The organism is Paraburkholderia sp. BR10937 (genome assembly GCF_040965695.1).
Lineage (GTDB): Bacteria > Pseudomonadota > Gammaproteobacteria > Burkholderiales > Burkholderiaceae > Paraburkholderia.
This window is the reverse complement of record NZ_JBFRCL010000018.1, coordinates 130,986-146,691: the sequence shown is the minus strand read 5'-3', so window position 1 is coordinate 146,691 and position 15,706 is coordinate 130,986. Positions and strand designations below refer to the sequence as shown.

At 60.0% G+C, this 15,706-nt stretch carries 14 protein-coding genes; 6 read left to right on the top strand and 8 right to left on the bottom strand.

Annotated elements, in window-relative coordinates; translation table 11 throughout:
* Positions 1-742 precede the first annotated feature (742 nt).
* The gene (locus AB4Y44_RS17200; RefSeq protein ID WP_368700320.1) at positions 743-1,042 is read left to right on the top strand and encodes a hypothetical protein; all 300 of its coding nucleotides are present in this window, start codon (positions 743-745) and stop codon (positions 1,040-1,042) included.
* Between the two features lie 1,195 nt (positions 1,043-2,237).
* Here AB4Y44_RS17200 and AB4Y44_RS17195 read toward each other — a convergent pair.
* The 3 genes from AB4Y44_RS17195 to AB4Y44_RS17185 form a co-directional block, all read right to left on the bottom strand.
* Entirely contained in the window at positions 2,238-2,486 is a 249-nt protein-coding gene (locus tag AB4Y44_RS17195) for a hypothetical protein (protein ID WP_368700319.1), read from the bottom strand.
* Positions 2,483-2,641, bottom strand: a complete 159-nt coding sequence (locus AB4Y44_RS17190; RefSeq protein ID WP_368700318.1) for a hypothetical protein — start codon at positions 2,639-2,641, stop codon at positions 2,483-2,485. The genes AB4Y44_RS17195 and AB4Y44_RS17190 overlap by 4 nt, the downstream gene beginning before the upstream one ends.
* Positions 2,642-3,141: 500 nt before the next feature.
* On the bottom strand, positions 3,142-4,056 hold the full coding sequence (locus AB4Y44_RS17185; protein WP_368700317.1) for a hypothetical protein: 915 nt from the start codon (positions 4,054-4,056) through the stop codon (positions 3,142-3,144).
* Between the two features lie 942 nt (positions 4,057-4,998).
* Between AB4Y44_RS17185 and AB4Y44_RS17180 the strand changes: the two genes are divergently transcribed.
* Together AB4Y44_RS17180 and AB4Y44_RS17175 are read left to right on the top strand one after the other, a co-directional pair.
* Positions 4,999-6,009, top strand: a complete 1,011-nt coding sequence (locus AB4Y44_RS17180; RefSeq protein WP_368700316.1) for a PRTRC system protein D — start codon at positions 4,999-5,001, stop codon at positions 6,007-6,009.
* Positions 6,006-6,380 (top strand): hypothetical protein, encoded by a 375-nt coding sequence (locus AB4Y44_RS17175; protein WP_368700315.1) that lies wholly within the window; start codon positions 6,006-6,008, stop codon positions 6,378-6,380. Before AB4Y44_RS17180 ends, AB4Y44_RS17175 begins: the two co-directional genes overlap by 4 nt.
* Positions 6,381-7,169: 789 nt before the next feature.
* Here AB4Y44_RS17175 and AB4Y44_RS17170 read toward each other — a convergent pair.
* Positions 7,170-7,913, bottom strand: a complete 744-nt coding sequence (locus AB4Y44_RS17170) for an LrgB family protein (RefSeq protein ID WP_368700314.1) — start codon at positions 7,911-7,913, stop codon at positions 7,170-7,172.
* On the bottom strand, positions 7,910-8,281 hold the full coding sequence (locus AB4Y44_RS17165; RefSeq protein ID WP_368700313.1) for a CidA/LrgA family protein: 372 nt from the start codon (positions 8,279-8,281) through the stop codon (positions 7,910-7,912). The genes AB4Y44_RS17170 and AB4Y44_RS17165 overlap by 4 nt, the downstream gene beginning before the upstream one ends.
* A gap of 266 nt (positions 8,282-8,547) precedes the next feature.
* Here AB4Y44_RS17165 and AB4Y44_RS17160 point away from each other — a divergent pair, with 266 nt between their 5' ends.
* Both AB4Y44_RS17160 and galE read left to right on the top strand, forming a co-directional pair.
* Positions 8,548-9,666, top strand: a complete 1,119-nt coding sequence (locus tag AB4Y44_RS17160; protein WP_368700324.1) for a glycosyltransferase family 4 protein — start codon at positions 8,548-8,550, stop codon at positions 9,664-9,666.
* Positions 9,667-9,698: 32 nt separating this feature from the next.
* Entirely contained in the window at positions 9,699-10,730 is a 1,032-nt protein-coding gene (gene galE, locus AB4Y44_RS17155; protein WP_368700312.1) for a UDP-glucose 4-epimerase GalE, read from the top strand.
* Positions 10,731-10,845: 115 nt separating this feature from the next.
* Here galE and AB4Y44_RS17150 read toward each other — a convergent pair whose 3' ends face one another.
* Together AB4Y44_RS17150 and gmd are read right to left on the bottom strand one after the other, a co-directional pair.
* On the bottom strand, positions 10,846-11,745 hold the full coding sequence (locus AB4Y44_RS17150; RefSeq protein ID WP_368700311.1) for an NAD-dependent epimerase/dehydratase family protein: 900 nt from the start codon (positions 11,743-11,745) through the stop codon (positions 10,846-10,848).
* Positions 11,745-12,782: a GDP-mannose 4,6-dehydratase gene (gene gmd, locus AB4Y44_RS17145; RefSeq protein WP_368700323.1), complete on the bottom strand. Its 1,038-nt coding sequence runs from the start codon at positions 12,780-12,782 to the stop codon at positions 11,745-11,747. Before gmd ends, AB4Y44_RS17150 begins: the two co-directional genes overlap by 1 nt.
* Positions 12,783-13,280: 498 nt before the next feature.
* On the opposite strand from gmd, the gene AB4Y44_RS17140 reads away from it, so the two are divergent.
* Positions 13,281-14,549, top strand: coding sequence for an O-antigen ligase family protein (locus AB4Y44_RS17140; protein ID WP_368700310.1), 1,269 nt, complete (start codon positions 13,281-13,283; stop codon positions 14,547-14,549).
* Positions 14,550-14,558: 9 nt separating this feature from the next.
* Here the strand turns inward: AB4Y44_RS17140 and AB4Y44_RS17135 are convergent, their stop codons facing one another.
* Positions 14,559-15,551 (bottom strand): glycosyltransferase family 9 protein, encoded by a 993-nt coding sequence (locus AB4Y44_RS17135; protein ID WP_368700309.1) that lies wholly within the window; start codon positions 15,549-15,551, stop codon positions 14,559-14,561.
* Positions 15,552-15,706: the final 155 nt, after the last annotated feature.

The window sequence follows — 15,706 nt, the reverse complement described above, 5'->3', positions numbered from 1 at the left end:
GCCTCCGTGCGGGAAATCGCCGGGTGTGGCACCGTCCACACCGTGCGGCTCTGGCAGTAATGCTAACCCGCGTTTGATTCCTCATGGCAGGCCAGCCGTCTACCTCGCGTGAAGTCATACTGCCTAGATGTCTTCTTTTGGCACGTTTGCTGTCAGCCTTGCGACCGTTGCGCTCCACGAGCATGCCGACCCCGCACAGGCCCAACGCAACGATCATCGCGACAATACCGAAACCCATATTCAGCCTCCCTCGTTATCAACGTCCGCGAGTTGCACGTTCGCGGTCGGCCTTGCGACCGTTGCGATCCATGATCAGGCACATCGCGGCAAGTAACATAGCGATTCCCAGTGCACCAAAACTCCAGCCCATCATGCTTCTCCGACCGTGGATGCGTTCCAGTTATAGGGTAACACCGCGCCGGTGTACGTGCTTAACCATCAGCAGCCGCCCTCGCCTGTTCGTCGAAAAGTGCGCATCCTGTTCCAACCACTGCGATGCGTCCAATGTCGAGCGCCCGCCAGCCTTCAACCTGGATAGCCACTCTAGCGTCCCGTGCACGCCTAGGCGCCGGGCATCAAACGCTCGGAAGAGCTCCCAGCAATGTAAATAACCGCACTCGAATGCGCGACAACGACGGGACAGCTGAGACTCACGCTGCTGTTGTCCGCTCAGTCCGATCGCGAACGGCGTTCACGATCCGCCTCCCGGCCCTTCCTGGTCATATAGCCGCCATACCAGCAGATGGCCAACCCGACAATCAAAGTAAAAACGGCGAAGCTCATTGTTATTTCCTCCGCGGAGAGTACATCCTTTGTTTGCACGGCGCTCCCAGCTTTGCTGGCGGCTTCGATCCGGGATGATGGCAAGGCCGCACAGCCCAAATGCGACGAACAGCGCGACAATACCAAGCCGAGCTATTTTGGAACCATCGTGCGACGTGAAGGGCGGCCAAGTGTTGCAGGCGCCTGCAACGCTTTTAGCGAAATGATGATGCTTTTCACGCATCTTTTGATCCGCCGTTCGTCGCCGAGGAGCCACTAGTGTGCGCCGCAACAATCCGACACCGACTGCCGGCAACCTTTAATGCAGGATTTGCAACGATTTCACTGCCTTCTGGCGGAAATCCCCACAATTGCTTCAGAAAGACGCGTATATCGCCTCGTTTTAATCGTCCATTGACAGGGACGCGGGAATAAACCGCTCCTTTCACTATCCGACATGCCCCTGCTCTTCCCGGGTCGCCTGTTGCCGACAAGCGTGCCGCACATGCTATGCATAAGGAGGTCCGCGAACGCTACCTTTAGCTACGAGCTTGGAAACCTGTATTCAATCTCCGTTGTATCGCCGCCCACCGGTTGCGCGTTCGCGGTCCGCCTTGCGACCGTTGTGGTCCATGACCAGGCCCAAAGCACCGAGCACGAGGGCGACAGCCAGTGCGAAGAAACTCCAACCCATCGTCATTCCCCGTCCGTAGATGACAGCGGTATTGAGAGTATCACGGCTGCGGCAGCCCCTCTTCGCTACGAAGGGCTGCCCCAGCCAGTCTGTCAATTTCTGCTGAAACCCGGTCGCGTAGGCGCCCGCGAGTGGGTCCAGGCAAGGCGCGCGCTGGCTCCAAGTCGCTTGATGCTGGGAACCGCCCCTCATGTCGCCGCAAAACACTGTCCCCGTGCATAGGCAAACTCGGTGTCCCCAAGCAGCGCACGCCGTTTCGCCAATTTCCCGTTTAGGCGCCTAAAAGGCTAAACCCGGAATGATGCAATTTCTGTCGAGCTTTCGGCGCTTGGTCTGGCGATACAAGCGCAAAATCACTCGGCTTTCTCGCCGTACGTCCCGCAGCCGGTGCAGAACTCCGCCGCGCTTCTTCATGCAGCACGGGCGTTGAGCGTGCTGGTCCGATTATCACGAGTGCAATTCACAGGTGTAAAAAGCGGGCCCAGTCGTCTTTCCGTGGAAGGAGTCAGACGTTCGGCCAGTAGCACGGAACTCGTCTCCGGCCCTTTCCCCCCTGTAAACTTAAAGGCCCGCCGCTGACAAGGCGATTTGTCGAGCTGTATCGCCGATCCGCTCGCATCGTTGGACACGCGCGCCTTCGATTCGAGCAGCGCTTGGTGAGGAACCGCCGCTTCCGTTGATCCGATCCGATGGACAAAGGTCGGTAGAGCAAAAGACGGGCCGACGGTGTTTCCCCTCTGTTGCGAGCCACTGCTTCGTGGCCCGTCCGAAGCGTCCAGATCTACACAAACAGGCGACGGCACCGCAGAAGCAGGGAAAAAATCATTCGTATCAGATAGAGGAATCCGATCGCCCAGCTAAAGCCCAAGCTGCCAACAGTAAAAAGAAACTTGCCGCCCTCCGGCATACCCCCTGCGTAAAACAACAGACCGACAAGCGCGAGCAGATAGCAGAAGATCGCAATCGAAGCACGGCGCGCAAGCCAGTGCCAGCCTAGAAATATTCTCACTGCTGCCTGGAGGCCTTTCATTGCTCGTCCTCCGGGCGCTGACGTGCGTCGAAAAGAACTCCGCCGAATTTCCAACCCGCGATTGCCACTGCGACCAGCGCCGCAAGATAGATCCAGGAGAGTGGCTCATCCAGACGTTGGCCGTGGAGGATGGCATAGAGGCGTTCATATTCCATGTCGATTTTCCCTTGACGTTAAGCCCTGATGCACAGCACGACGCGCTGCGTCACCGGAGCCTGAATCCATCGTTGCACGCTGTGGGGAATGTCAAGTTCGCGTCGCTACGCCACTGCTCCATAGTCGTGAAAGCGGGGACGTCGGTTGTCCACCACATGCTCAGCCAACGCAAGGCGATCGTTGGGCTGGTGTTCGGCAGGCTGCATGGCCAGCGGGGTCGAACCGTGGTTGAACCGCTTGCGTCGCATTGGACTTGCTGCAATGAGGCGAAAATTTTCGGTGCATGTAATGGCGCACAACCAGTCGCGAGCAGCCCCCAGTTGAGAGCGCGGATTGGCTCCCGCACTGTCTGACTCGTACTGCGGTTCTCAGGCCATCTTTACGCGCGCGACTGACCGCTCGGTTTCAGGGCTCCAGTTGCATTCACACCAATCGTCTTTGGGTTTATGACCGCCTCTTCAGGTTGGCTACGCAACCGCTTTTCTTTTGTCTTCCCGCTTCATGTGGAACGCCCTATCCCCCCACGGCGCCGCATTCTCCGCACCCGCATGTTGGAGCGGCGGCCTTGGCTCGCGGCCACGATCTCCATGTGGAGCTTGCCGACGACATCTGCAAGCGCGCCGAAGATCGCCTCGTATCGCTCGGGATTGCCTTCGCCGGCGCTCAGTCGCAGGGCACTATGGTACCGCTGCGCAAATTCACCGAAGTCGATCCAAAGCGCGTTCATTTGCTCGTCGACACGGGTAAAAGCTTCGAGCGCCGCTTTGCGCTCCTGCAGCTTCGCGCCGATCACGGCTTCTTCGGCCTTCAGCGCGTCGATCTTCTCGTCAAGTTGCCGCCACTCGGTGAGCCGCCTGCTGCACTGCTCATGAATGTGGCGCAGATGCCCCCGTGCCTCGGTAGGGTCCCACTTCTGCAGCTGCTTCCGCATCTCCGAGGCCTCTCGGTGGGCAGCGTCGCGCTCGCGCTCAGTTTCGCTGATCTGCTGGTGAAGTGCGCTCCTGCTGCCTGAGACGAGGAAGAGTTCGTTGCGCAGGTAATCGTTCGCTTCCTGGGTCTTCCGCCGTTCGAGCTGCATCTGTTCCATTTCGCGCCGCAGGCGAAGCTCTTCTGCCTGGCTTGCGTCGTACAGCGCATGCAGCCTAGCCATCTCGTTGCTGACTGACTCCACCTGCTCTCGTGTTGCCGTTAGCTCATCCTTTATCTGCCGGTGCGAAGCAACCAGCAATGTCACCTCGCGTGCGGACATTTCCGGGGGCGCCTTGCGCTTCTCAGTGACAGCATTCCCAGTGTCGTCGCCAAGGTCTTTGGCGAGAAGCGACTGCGTGTGCGACTGCGAACGAAGGTCGATCGCTGCCTCGCGCACGGTCGGCTCGGGATTCAGGCCTAAAGGCGGCTTCTTTTTGTTTGTCATACTGGTTCTCCATGTCAGACGGTGCAGCTCACGGTAGCCTCTTGCCGCAATGCGACGGGTGGCCCTTCTGGCACTTACTCGTCAAGGGCATACGCGCACGCTGTCGCCAGCGCCAAGAAAGTTGATCAATTCACCACGCATCACAGAGCGCGGCTAACCGATCATTTAAACGGCAATAATTGCGACGCCTTTAGAATTATCTCGCTGCTAATCTCGGCGAGAGACCATTTCACTTTCGAGAATTGAGGCGTTGAGCACGATAGACAAGTCGGCTCCGCTCGTCTCGCCGTGCAGCTATAGGCACGTAGCCATCTAGGCTCCTCTTGGGCTGCGTGCCACGGATTGGGCCTGTCGTCGCGGCGGGCGTTGCGCGAGCGTGTGCTGGACCAGTAGTCAAGACAGCCGATCATGAGAAGCACAAACAGATCGGGCACGTTCACTCCCGATGAACCGCGCTAGCGTTCCAGCCCCGCACGGCATCCTCGATGGCAAGTTAGCGCACCTGCGTTGACAAGGCGCCTACGCAATTTAATTTGGAAAGCTATACGTTTTTGTTGAGCTTTCTGGGTTTTAGCACGCAGGCGCCTGCAAAGTCCAACGCGCCGAAAGCTGACCTAGTTTTGCAAGCATTTCAGCACGCTCAGGATGCGCGGACCGTTTGCAGTGTTCCCGCGCTCCCCCCCCGCTTCGAAGCGGTCGATCGGCGCGGAAGAGGCAAACGAAAGCGGGCAAAAGAGCCCCTGTTTATGTGAGATTTCGCCGAACTAGAGTGTCGTCGAACTCGATAGACTGGTCCCTGCAAAGTCGAAGCATGTCCGCAGATTGCATTGCATGCGAAGCAATCCGCGGAAGGAATTGGAGGCCCTTAGAAAAGCAAAGCGAGTCTCCCGACGTGCAGTCGATATTTGCTCAACCCTGCCACGCCCCTCTAAAGGATTCTTTATGAAAACGCCCGTCTTCGCCGTCGACGTCGGCTACGGAAATACAAAGTACGCATACCGCGCCGCGAGTCACGCGGTCGTAACCGGCATATTTCCGTCGCTCACGCCGCTGGCCCCGCTCCGCACGCATTCGGGCGATAGCGAGAGCATTTTTGGCGCGCGTAAAGTCACAACGATTACTATCGACCGCATTGATTATGAGGTCGGCCCCGACGTGCCGATCACTGCGGCTTATGGCAGGACAGGGCGTGCGCTCGGCGACGACTACGTGCTGAGCCGTGACTACGCGGCACTACTTTTCGGCGCGATTCATTTCTCCGGCGTCACGCGCATCAAGTATCTCGTTCTCGGCTTACCCGTTCACAATACCGAAAAGTACTCAGCAGCGCTAAAGGAGCGATTCATCGGGGAACATGACTTTGGACACGGTCGAGTCGTAGTTGAGAAGGTAGTTGTCATCCCTCAGCCCCTCGGCTCGCTCGTGCACGCGGCCGATTCTCGCGGAGGCAGTTTCGGATGTCACGATTCGCACCTCGTTATCGATGTGGGCTACTTCACGACGGATTGGATCTACACGAACGGCTTCACGATGGATTACAAGCGCGGTGACGGTATTCCTTGCGGTGCATCGCAGATCTCCCGATATATCGCGAACCTCATTTCACGCGATGAAGGCGAACAGGTCGACGAAATCGAGCGCATCGACAGGGCACTGCGACAGAGGACACCTTTCTTCTTTTATGGCAAGGATATTGACCTCGCGCCGTATGTCGCGCGGGCGGCGCCGATCATTGCCGAATTTGTGATGGCGGTGCAGAACCGTGTCGGCCCCCTTCCCGACGTGCGCTCAATCATTCTTTCAGGAGGCGGCGCGAACCTTTTCGCCCCAGCAATCCGGCGCAGGTTCGCTCGCGTCGTCATTGAACAAATTGACTCACCGTGCCTCGCAAATGCGCGCGGATTTCTGATCATCGGCGAAGCTGGACTCGCGCGTGAAGGCCGCGCGGCATGAGTGACAAAATCGTGATGCAGGTGACGATCAACCCTCTCATCTCACCGCTGCTGTACGAGCGATTGAGCCGTTGCGCATCGGCGCACGAGCGCACAATGGTGTTGAAATCGCTGGCCGAAGCGATGCTTCGTCGCGAGTTGCCACGGCAACGATCTATTCCGGATCCTGCGCTTGTCTCGCCCTTACTGGCGAGCGCGACGACGTCGAGCTTGCCAACGAACGAAGTGATCGTGCGCACGTCTCCTGAGAGACTGTGTGTAGGCAACGAAGCGGACATTGCATCGGGTCTCAGCGCCGATCTGGGCGACCAACTAGCGGGCTACTTCGACCAGGGCCGTACAATTGACCTCCCCGAAAAGGGCTACACATGAGCGTGCACCCTGTGACGAAGTGCGATGCGTGCGCTCACGGCGCCGAATGTGCTCGTCGAGATAACCGTCGCGGCGGTGAGCGAGGAAATGTTAACCGCCTACTCGGCGATGGTCTATTTGCGCTTTAGGTATACAGGGCACGCGCTGTAGACGCGGTGATCGACCGACACCCACACGGTACGAGAATTCGTAGATCACCTGCAGGCAAATCGCCGTTTTCGTCGCCGAATTGTGGCTCCGCAGCCGGCATAGATTTAATTGCTTCGTACCACGTCGAGCGTAGCACCTCGAAAGTCAGTTTTTCGGGGCAGATTACCCATCCGAAATGAGGTAATGATGACAACACCTCTCCACTCCTAAACAATTAGATTAAATTTTGTAACGATTGCATTTAGGCGCCTAAACGGAAACACGCCTTCCGGCCGTTTTTTTATTTTAAAAACATCAACTTACCAAAAACGCGAGGTGTGAACCATTTGAACCGACGGCGGCGGCATCTACCAGCCGGAATTCCGTCAAAAGCTGCACAAAAACAGCGTCATTCCGGCTTTAGCCGTTTAGGCGCCTAAACGAAAACGCGCTCCTGCGTAGGCTCATCCTTTTAAAAACAGGAGCTTACTTGAAAAGCAAGGTGTGGGACATTTGGGACACGGTGTCACGTGTCTGCGGGCCGAAATAAAGTTGCAAGCTTCGAAAAAAAGCAGCACCAGTCAGCTTTAGCCAATTACTTGCCAAACTGACGACCTACAGAAGTTTCCTGCGGAGCATTCCGCCAGTACGCGAGGCCCTTTACAACCACTGCAGAAGCCACGGCAACAAGACAGGCACGACGAACGCGGTAAACACTCCGTTCAGGCCCATGCCGAGCCCCGAAAACGCGCCCATCTCCTCGCTCACTTGAAACGCACGCGCGGTGCCGATGCCATGCGAAGCCACGCCAATCGCAAAGCCGCGCACCTCGATCTCTCGCACGCGAATCACGTTGAGAATCCAGCGCGCGCTCACCGCGCCGAACACGCCCGTCGAGATCACCAGCACGGCAGTGAGCGACGGAATACCGCCGATCTTCTCGGCCACGGCCATCGCGATCGGCGTGGTGACCGACTTCGGCGCGAGCGAGGCAATAGTCTGGTGGGAGGCACCGAAGAGCTTCGCCACACCGACTGCAGACACAATCGCCGTGATCGAGCCTGCAACGAGCCCGCCGAGCAAGGGCAGCGCGCCGCGCCTGAGCTTGTCCCACTGACGATAGAGCGGCAGCGCGAGCGCGACAGTCGCGGGCCCAAGCAGGAAGTGCACGAACTGGGCGCCCTCGAAATACGTGCGATACGGCGTGTCGGTAATCTTGAGCGCCGCGACGACGAGCGCCACGGCAATCAATACCGGGTTCGCGAGCGGATTGTGCTTTGCGCGCGCGTAGATATTGATGGCGATGAGATAGGCGACGAGCGTCACCGTCAAGCCGAGCAGCGGCGTGGCGGCGAGATAGACCCAGATCGCGTCGAGCTTCGTGATGGGCAGATGGCTGTTCACGCTGTGCCCTCCCCGGCCGTTGGGTTGCGACGCTGGCGACGCAACAGTGCGCGCGTGACGAGCGCCGTCACTGCAATGCCGAGCGTCGTGCTCACGACGAGGCTCGCGATCACGGCGAGCGCCTCGCCGCGCACGGCCTGCGCGGACACCATGATGCCCACGCCCGCCGGAATGAAGAGCAGCGAGAGATGTCGCAGCAATTCGAGCGCAGTCGGCTCGATGGCCTCGGCGGCGGCGGGCCGCATCAACGCGAAGGCGAACAGGAGCAGCATGCCGATCACGGGACCGGGCACGGGCAGCGAGAACACGTAGGACACGCTCTCGCCGAGACACTGGAAGATCAGGAGGGCAGCAAGGGAACGAAGCATGGCTAAAGGCAAGGCGGGGCTGGAAACATGCGTGGCGCGCGCAGTGTAGCCCAATGGGGCACGAGGCGCAGTGAATCTTCATGCTAGCTTGCAGCGCGCGACCTGCGCGCGCTGCTTCGGTCGGGCGGGTCCCGGTGCCCGTCGGCTAAAATGTGCGCCCCGGCCGCTGCCGCCATCGCCTGCCAACAACGCCCCCTTTCGTGAACTCGTCACCCACCCGAACCGCCGCGGCCAGCGCGCCCCAGTCCGCCGCGCAACGGCGTCCGCTGCACGTCGCCCTGGTCTGCAACACGGCCTGGGCGATCTATACCTATCGGCGCGGCCTGTTGCGTGCACTCACGCAGGCGGGCGCGCAAGTCACCGTGATCGCGCCGCGCGACCGCACCTTCGAGCCGCTCGCCGCCATGGGCTGCCGCTGTGTCGAACTGCCGGTCGCCTCGAAGGGCACGAATCCGCTCGACGACCTGCGCACCATGCTCGCGCTCTACCGCCAGTATCGCTCGCTCAAGCCGGACGTCGTGTTCCACTACACGATCAAGCCGAATATCTACGGGTCGATTGCTGCCTGGCTCGCGCGCACGCCTTCAGTGGCGGTCACGACGGGCCTCGGTTACGTGTTCATCCAGAAGAGCCGCGCCGCCCAGGTCGCCAAGCGCTTATATCGCTTCGCGTTCCGCTTTCCTCGCGAAGTGTGGTTCCTCAATCGCGACGACGAAACCGCTTTCAAGGACGGCAATCTCCTCGCGCATCCCGAGCGCGCGAGGCTGCTGCACGGCGAAGGCGTCGATCTCGACGATTTCCCCTTTACGCCGCTGCCCGAGCGCACGGAGTTTGTCTTCGTTCTGATTGGCCGGCTGCTCTGGGACAAGGGCGTGGGCGAGTACGTCGAGGCCGCGCGCACGGTGCGCGTGCGCTATCCGCACGCACGCTTCCAGCTGCTCGGCCCGGTGGGCGTAGACAATCCGAGCGCGATCTCGCGCGAAGAAGTCGCGTCCTGGGAACGCGAGGGTGTGATCGAATATCTGGGCGAAACAACCGATGTGCGCCCTTTTATTGCCAACGCGGACTGCGTTGTGCTGCCCTCGTACCGCGAGGGCGTGCCGCGCACGCTGATGGAAGCGAGCGCGATGGGCCGCCCGGTCGTGGCCACCAACGTGCCCGGCTGCCGCGAAGTGGTTGCCGACGGCGTGAACGGCCTGCTGTGCGAAGCGCGCGATGCCGCGTCGCTATCCGCCAGCCTCGCGCAGATGCTGGACCTCGACGGGCCGGCGCGCGCCGCCATGGCCGGGCGCGGCCGAAAAAAAATCGAGAAAGAATTCGATGAGCGCGTTGTGGTACAACGCTACCGGGAACTGATCCGGGAAATCACCGGGTCGACTTTTTGATCGAGTCTGGATTTCACGGGAACGAACACGGCATGACTGCGACGAACTCAAAGGGCACCATCCTCGTCACCGGCGGCGCGGGCTATATCGGCTCGCATACCTGCGTCGAGCTGCTCAATGGCGGCTATGAGGTGGTCGCCATCGACAATCTCGTGAACAGCAGGAGCGAGTCGCTCAAGCGCGTCGAGCAGATCACCGGCAAGCCCGTGGCGTTCTACGAAGCCGACGTACGCGACGACGCCGCCGTCACGCGCGTATTCAAAGCGCATCGCATCACCGGCGTGATCCATTTCGCGGCGCTCAAGGCCGTGGGCGAATCGGTGGCGAAGCCCATCGAGTACTACCGCAACAATGTCGATGGCCTGCTCGTGGTGCTCGACGTGATGCGCCAGCACGGCGTGAAGCAGTTCGTGTTCAGCTCTTCGGCCACGGTGTACGGCATGCCCGAACGCTCGCCGATTGACGAAACGTTTCCGCTCTCGGCAACGAATCCCTACGGCCAGTCAAAGCTCATCGCCGAGCAGATCCTGCGCGACGTCGAGATCTCTGACCCGGAGTGGCGCATTGCCGTGCTGCGCTATTTCAACCCGGTGGGCGCGCATGAAAGCGGGCTGATCGGCGAAGACCCGGCGGGGATTCCGAACAACCTCATGCCTTATGTCGCGCAAGTGGCCGTGGGCAAGCTCGAAAAACTGCGCGTGTTCGGCGGCGACTACCCGACCCCGGACGGCACGGGCGTGCGCGACTACATTCACGTGGTCGATCTCGCCAAGGGCCACCTTAAGGCGCTCGACGCGCTTGCCTCGCGTGGCGAAGGCCTGGTCGTGAATCTCGGTACCGGGCGCGGCTACAGCGTGCTGGAAGTCGTGAAGGCGTTCGAACAAGCCTCAGGACGCCCCGTGCCCTATGAGATCGTCGCGCGCCGGCCCGGCGATATCGCCGAATGCTATGCGAATCCGGTCGCGGCGGAAAACGTCATCGGCTGGAAGGCAGAGTTCGGAATCGAGCGCATGTGTGTGGATCACTGGCGCTGGCAGGAGAAAAATCCGCTGGGGTTTAAGTGAGGCTGAGTGCAGCCGCACTGCTCTTCGAGTAGGCGCAGCTGCAACGAATGACACGAGAGCAGTAACCTCAGCGCGACGCATCGGTAGCGGGCAGAATGCACCCTGCCCGCCACCATCAGGCGGCGCTGCTATCGGACAACATCCATTGCAAGGTGTCGTAGAGTGTTGGCGCATCGAGCTGGCCGATCGCGCTCAACAGCTTGTGGTTATCGCCACACTGCGATTTCACCTCGTGCTCACGTACAAAGGCGGGATTGGTCCGCGCTTCGATGTCGTGACCGGTGATCGTGGACATTGTCTGCAGCACGTGCGTGAGCGTGACCGCATGGCCCGAACATACGTTGAACACCTGGCCGACCGGCGCCTTTTCGAGCAGCCTGCAATACACATCGGCCACCCAGCGCACATCGGAGAAGTCGCGAGCCACATCGCGATTGCCCAGCTCGATGACCGGCGCACGGCGACGGAAGTGATCCGCCATCTTCGCAACGAGAAAGCTCAGCGATTGGCCAACGCCGATGCAATTGAACGGGCGCACCGTGATGATCGGCAACCGGTCCGTCCAGAGTTGCGCCATGTATTCGAGCGCGACCTTGCTCACCGCGTAGTCGTTCGCGGGGTGATACGGCGCCGTCTCCGGGATCGGCAGGCCTAGCGGGCCCGCGCCATAAATGTTCGCGCTGCTTGCAAGCAGCACCGCCGAAGGTTTCTTTTCACACGCGGCGAGCGCCTCGAGCAGATTGCGCGAACCCACGACGTTGGTCGCATAAATTTCCCCCGGATTGCCGTGCCCGACGAACGAGATGGCGGCCAGATGCACGACCCAGTCGGGTCGCACACGTGCCACCACCTCTGCAAGCCCCGCGCGATCCTGAAGATCGCACGCGTACACGTCAGGTTTGGGCTCATCACAGCGTCGCACGAGACTCGAAATCTGATGGCCGCGCGCGCGCAATGCCTGAGCAACATAACGCCCCGTAAAGCCCTCGGCTCCCGTAATCAGCACTGAAGCCATTAGAACGACGTCCCCTTCTTGTTGCGCGCGACATCCGCTTCGACCATCATCTGGCACAGCGTTTCAAGTGACGTTTTCGGCGCCCAGCCAAGCTCGTCGTGCGCCTTTTGTGCATCGCCAATGAGCAGATCGACTTCAGCCGGACGGTAGAACGCGGGGTTCACGCGCACGATCGTCTTGCCGCTCTTGCTATCGCGTCCGATTTCGTTTTCCGCGGTGCCTTGCCATTCGATCTCGATGCCAAGGCACTTCCCCGCCGCGTTGACGAAATCGCGCACGCTCACCGTGCGGTTGGTTGCGAGCACATAAGTATCGGGCTGATCGGCCTGCAACATGCGCCACATCCCTTCCACGTATTCCTTCGCGTAGCCCCAGTCGCGCTGTGCGTCGAGGTTGCCTAGCTCAAGCACGTCGAGCTGGCCGAGGCTGATTTTCGCGAGCGAATCGGTGATCTTGCGCGTCACAAACTCGCGCCCGCGCAGCGGCGATTCGTGATTGAAAAGAATGCCGCTCGACGCAAACATGTCGTAGCTTTCACGGTAGTTCACCGTGATCCAGTGCGCGTAGAGCTTGGCAACGCCGTACGGGCTACGCGGGTAGAACGGCGTCGATTCCGTCTGAGGAATAGTCTGGACTTTGCCGAACATCTCCGACGTGCTGGCTTGATAGAAACGCGCCTTCGGATTGATGATGCGCAGCGCCTCGAGCAGATTCAGGGCGCCGACCCCGGTCACCTGCGCGGTGAGCGCCGGCTGCTCGAACGACACGCCAACGAAGCTTTGCGCAGCGAGGTTGTAGACCTCATCCGGTTGGGCGCGCTCCATCAGGCGAATACAGCTGCCCGCATCGAGCAGATCGTGCTCGACGAGGCGCAGATTTTGATGATGCGCGACGCCAAGCTCTTCGAGACGCCAAAAGTTGACGGAACTCGTCCGGCGGTAAGTGCCGTAGACGATATAACCCTTCTCGAGAAGCTGTTCCGCCAGATAGGCGCCGTCTTGGCCGGTAATGCCAGTAATGATTGCTGATTTCACGATGTTCTTTCCCTCAAGTATGCGAATGATGCCATGCGCGGGTTCTTCGCGAGCGGTTTTGAAACATCGATTAATCCGAGATTCAAATTGCGGCGCGCAGGTTCCTCATCGGCGCCCTTTGCCCGATCGGCGAATCGAAGTGCCTTGCAAAAATCTGATTGTTCACCGTGCCCGCGACGGGCAATCGCATTTGGAGCGCTTAAGTCTGCCTGCATCCGCATAATATTTATTCTTGTGCAGCTTGGTGCCCGGCGGTGCGATCCTGGAGCGCAGACAGGCTTATGTCAAGCTCAACGGCTATTCGCGCCCTTATTTTGAGCGCGTTGACGGTCCTGATGTGGGCATTTTTTGGGTAAAACGCGAGTGGGTGGAATGTGTGCGTACAATGGCAGGTTTCCCGTCATACTTCGTAACCGAGAGGGTACGATTTGGGGACGTAATGCGGGAGACGTAGTCAGTCCCGCCCTTACCGACAAGAGCAGTGTAGCGATGCAGACAGCAGTGACGATTGACTCCCGACGCACCGAGCCCGGCGACTGGCTGACCGCGGCTTTCCTGCTCGGCTTTCCCTCTATTGCAATGCTCGTGCAGGGCGCCTCGAGCGCCGTATCGATCGGCGCGGGTGTCATTGCGCTGGCGGCGCTGTGCTGGCGGCCGGCTGGCGGGCCGTATGGCTTTGCGCGTCCCGACCGTCTCGGGCTGGCGTTGTGCATTGCACTGTGCGCCCCTGTTGCCGCCGTGGCGCTCAGCACGCTCTCGCACGACCATCCATTGCTCCGCACCTGGGATTCGCCCTCGCGGTTCCTGCTTGCAGTCCCGATCTTTCTCGTCCTGCGGCGCGCGCCGCTGCGGACCTTCGCCTGGGCGGATCTCTCTTTTACGCTGGGGGCGCTCTCCTCGCTCGTGATTGCCGTCATCCTGCCGCGCGATTGGGGCGACGGACGCATCGGCAGCGCGTTCCTGAATCCGATCCATTTCGGCGATCTCGCCGTCGCACTCGGCGTGCTGTCGGCGATTGCACTGAACTGGTGGCGCAAGGACTCGACGTTCATGCGTGCGCTCAAGTTTGCGGGCCTGTTTGCCGGCCTTGCCGCTTCGCTGCTGTCGGGCTCGCGTGGTGGCTGGGCTGCGATCCCTCTCGTTGCCGTACTGATCGTGTGGGAACTCGGCCGCGGCAAGCCGCTTCACTGGAAGGTGCTGATGCCGGTGACTGTCGCGCTGCTGCTCGGGATGGTGTACGGGATGTCGGGGACGGTACGCCAGCGCGTCGGCGACGTGTCATCCGACCTCGCGCAGTACACGCAGGGCCACCGCGACACTTCGGTCGGCATCCGCCTGCAGCTCTATGAGGCAGCCTCGACACTGATCGCCGAACATCCAGTGCTGGGCCTGGGTGGCGATGGGTTCCGCGACAAGATGACCTCGATGGCCAAGCAAGGCGCGCTCACCCCGAAGGCGGCAGCATTCGGCGAAGGCGAAGTGCATAACCAACTGCTCGCCTACATGGCCAACTACGGCATTGTGGGCGGCCTCGCGCTGCTGGCGATCTACATCGTGCCCGCGATATTTTTCGCGGCAAAACTCAAGTCCGAATCGAGGACGACGCGGCGCACCGCGCTCATGGGGCTGTCCTTCGTTCTGATGTTCTTCGTTTTTGGGCTGACCGTCGAGACGTTCGACCTGAAGAGCACCGTGTCTTTCTACGCGACCATGCTGGCCGTCCTCGCGGCGATTGCGGAACGCTCGGAGGTTCATGCGAACCTTATCTAGGGCAAAAGCTCAGGTCTGCGCCTCCATTTGATTTTGGGTAATCTGCTCTTCGCAATATCGCACGACTTCGCCTGCGATTTTTGCGTCCGGGATTTCATTGATACTGCCGTCGGTGAAAATCGGTCTCATCTTAGAGCGGGTATGCAAGCGCCATTCGGGGCGAATCTCACTAAAAATGGCGACACCGGGCTTCCCGAGCGCTGCCGCGATATGCATCAGCCCACCATCAGCGCCGAGAAAGAACGAACAGCGGTCAATGACCTCGGCAGCAGCCCGAAGATCGGGCATGTCCGTGACAGTAACGAGGCGTTGTGCGGGCAGATGCGCTTCAATCTGCCTTACCGCCTCGCGAGCAGGTTCGCCATTTCCTAGCAGCACGTAGCGAGGTTTGACGTACGATTTCGGCCAGAACGCATCGACTGCCCGCAATAGTTTTGACCAGTCGTCGATCCGGCGCCGTCTGTCGTTCCCGCCTACCGCAACTAGGATCTGGAAACCATCAGCGTCGGCCGTCTCGTCGTGCACGACCTCAAGGGACGGCTCGATCGGTCCCGTGCCGTTTGTTACGTCGAAAATCTGAGCGAGTCGTTCGTAGCTCAACTGCATGCGCGAAAAATCTTCGTTCCGCCTATGGCCCATAATCGAGCAGAATCTTGTCCGCGGGAAAAAGCGGACTTTTTGCCCTAGTGTTTTGGTCGTAATGTTTTGGACGATAGCAAGGTCGTATCGGTCGTCGGCGTCCGACAACGCCTTAAATACACGCCTGAACCGACTATCGCCGGTGAACAACTCTATCGGCCCGTAGGGCATGCACAGGTCAATCTCGATGTCCGCATGAATCAGGAAACGTTGCGACAAATCCATGATCGAATCACCGATCGTGCCCCAATCGTAATACCACAATACCTTTCTGGTGTTTCGGGGTGCCGTTTCCGTCATCAGGAATTGCTGACCGGACATGACCATCAAGGCCGCGCGTTTTATGGTGGCTAGAGTGCTCATTCAGAGTAGCGGGATTCGGTTCAGTCGTTTCAGTCCGGTATCGTAGCAGCAGTCTACACATGAATGTTCGGCGCACGAGCCGGCGTCGCGCATCGTGGACAAACCGCGCAATTTCGGGGCTGAGCTACGCTGTGGAGACCGGTAACCAGGTAGAA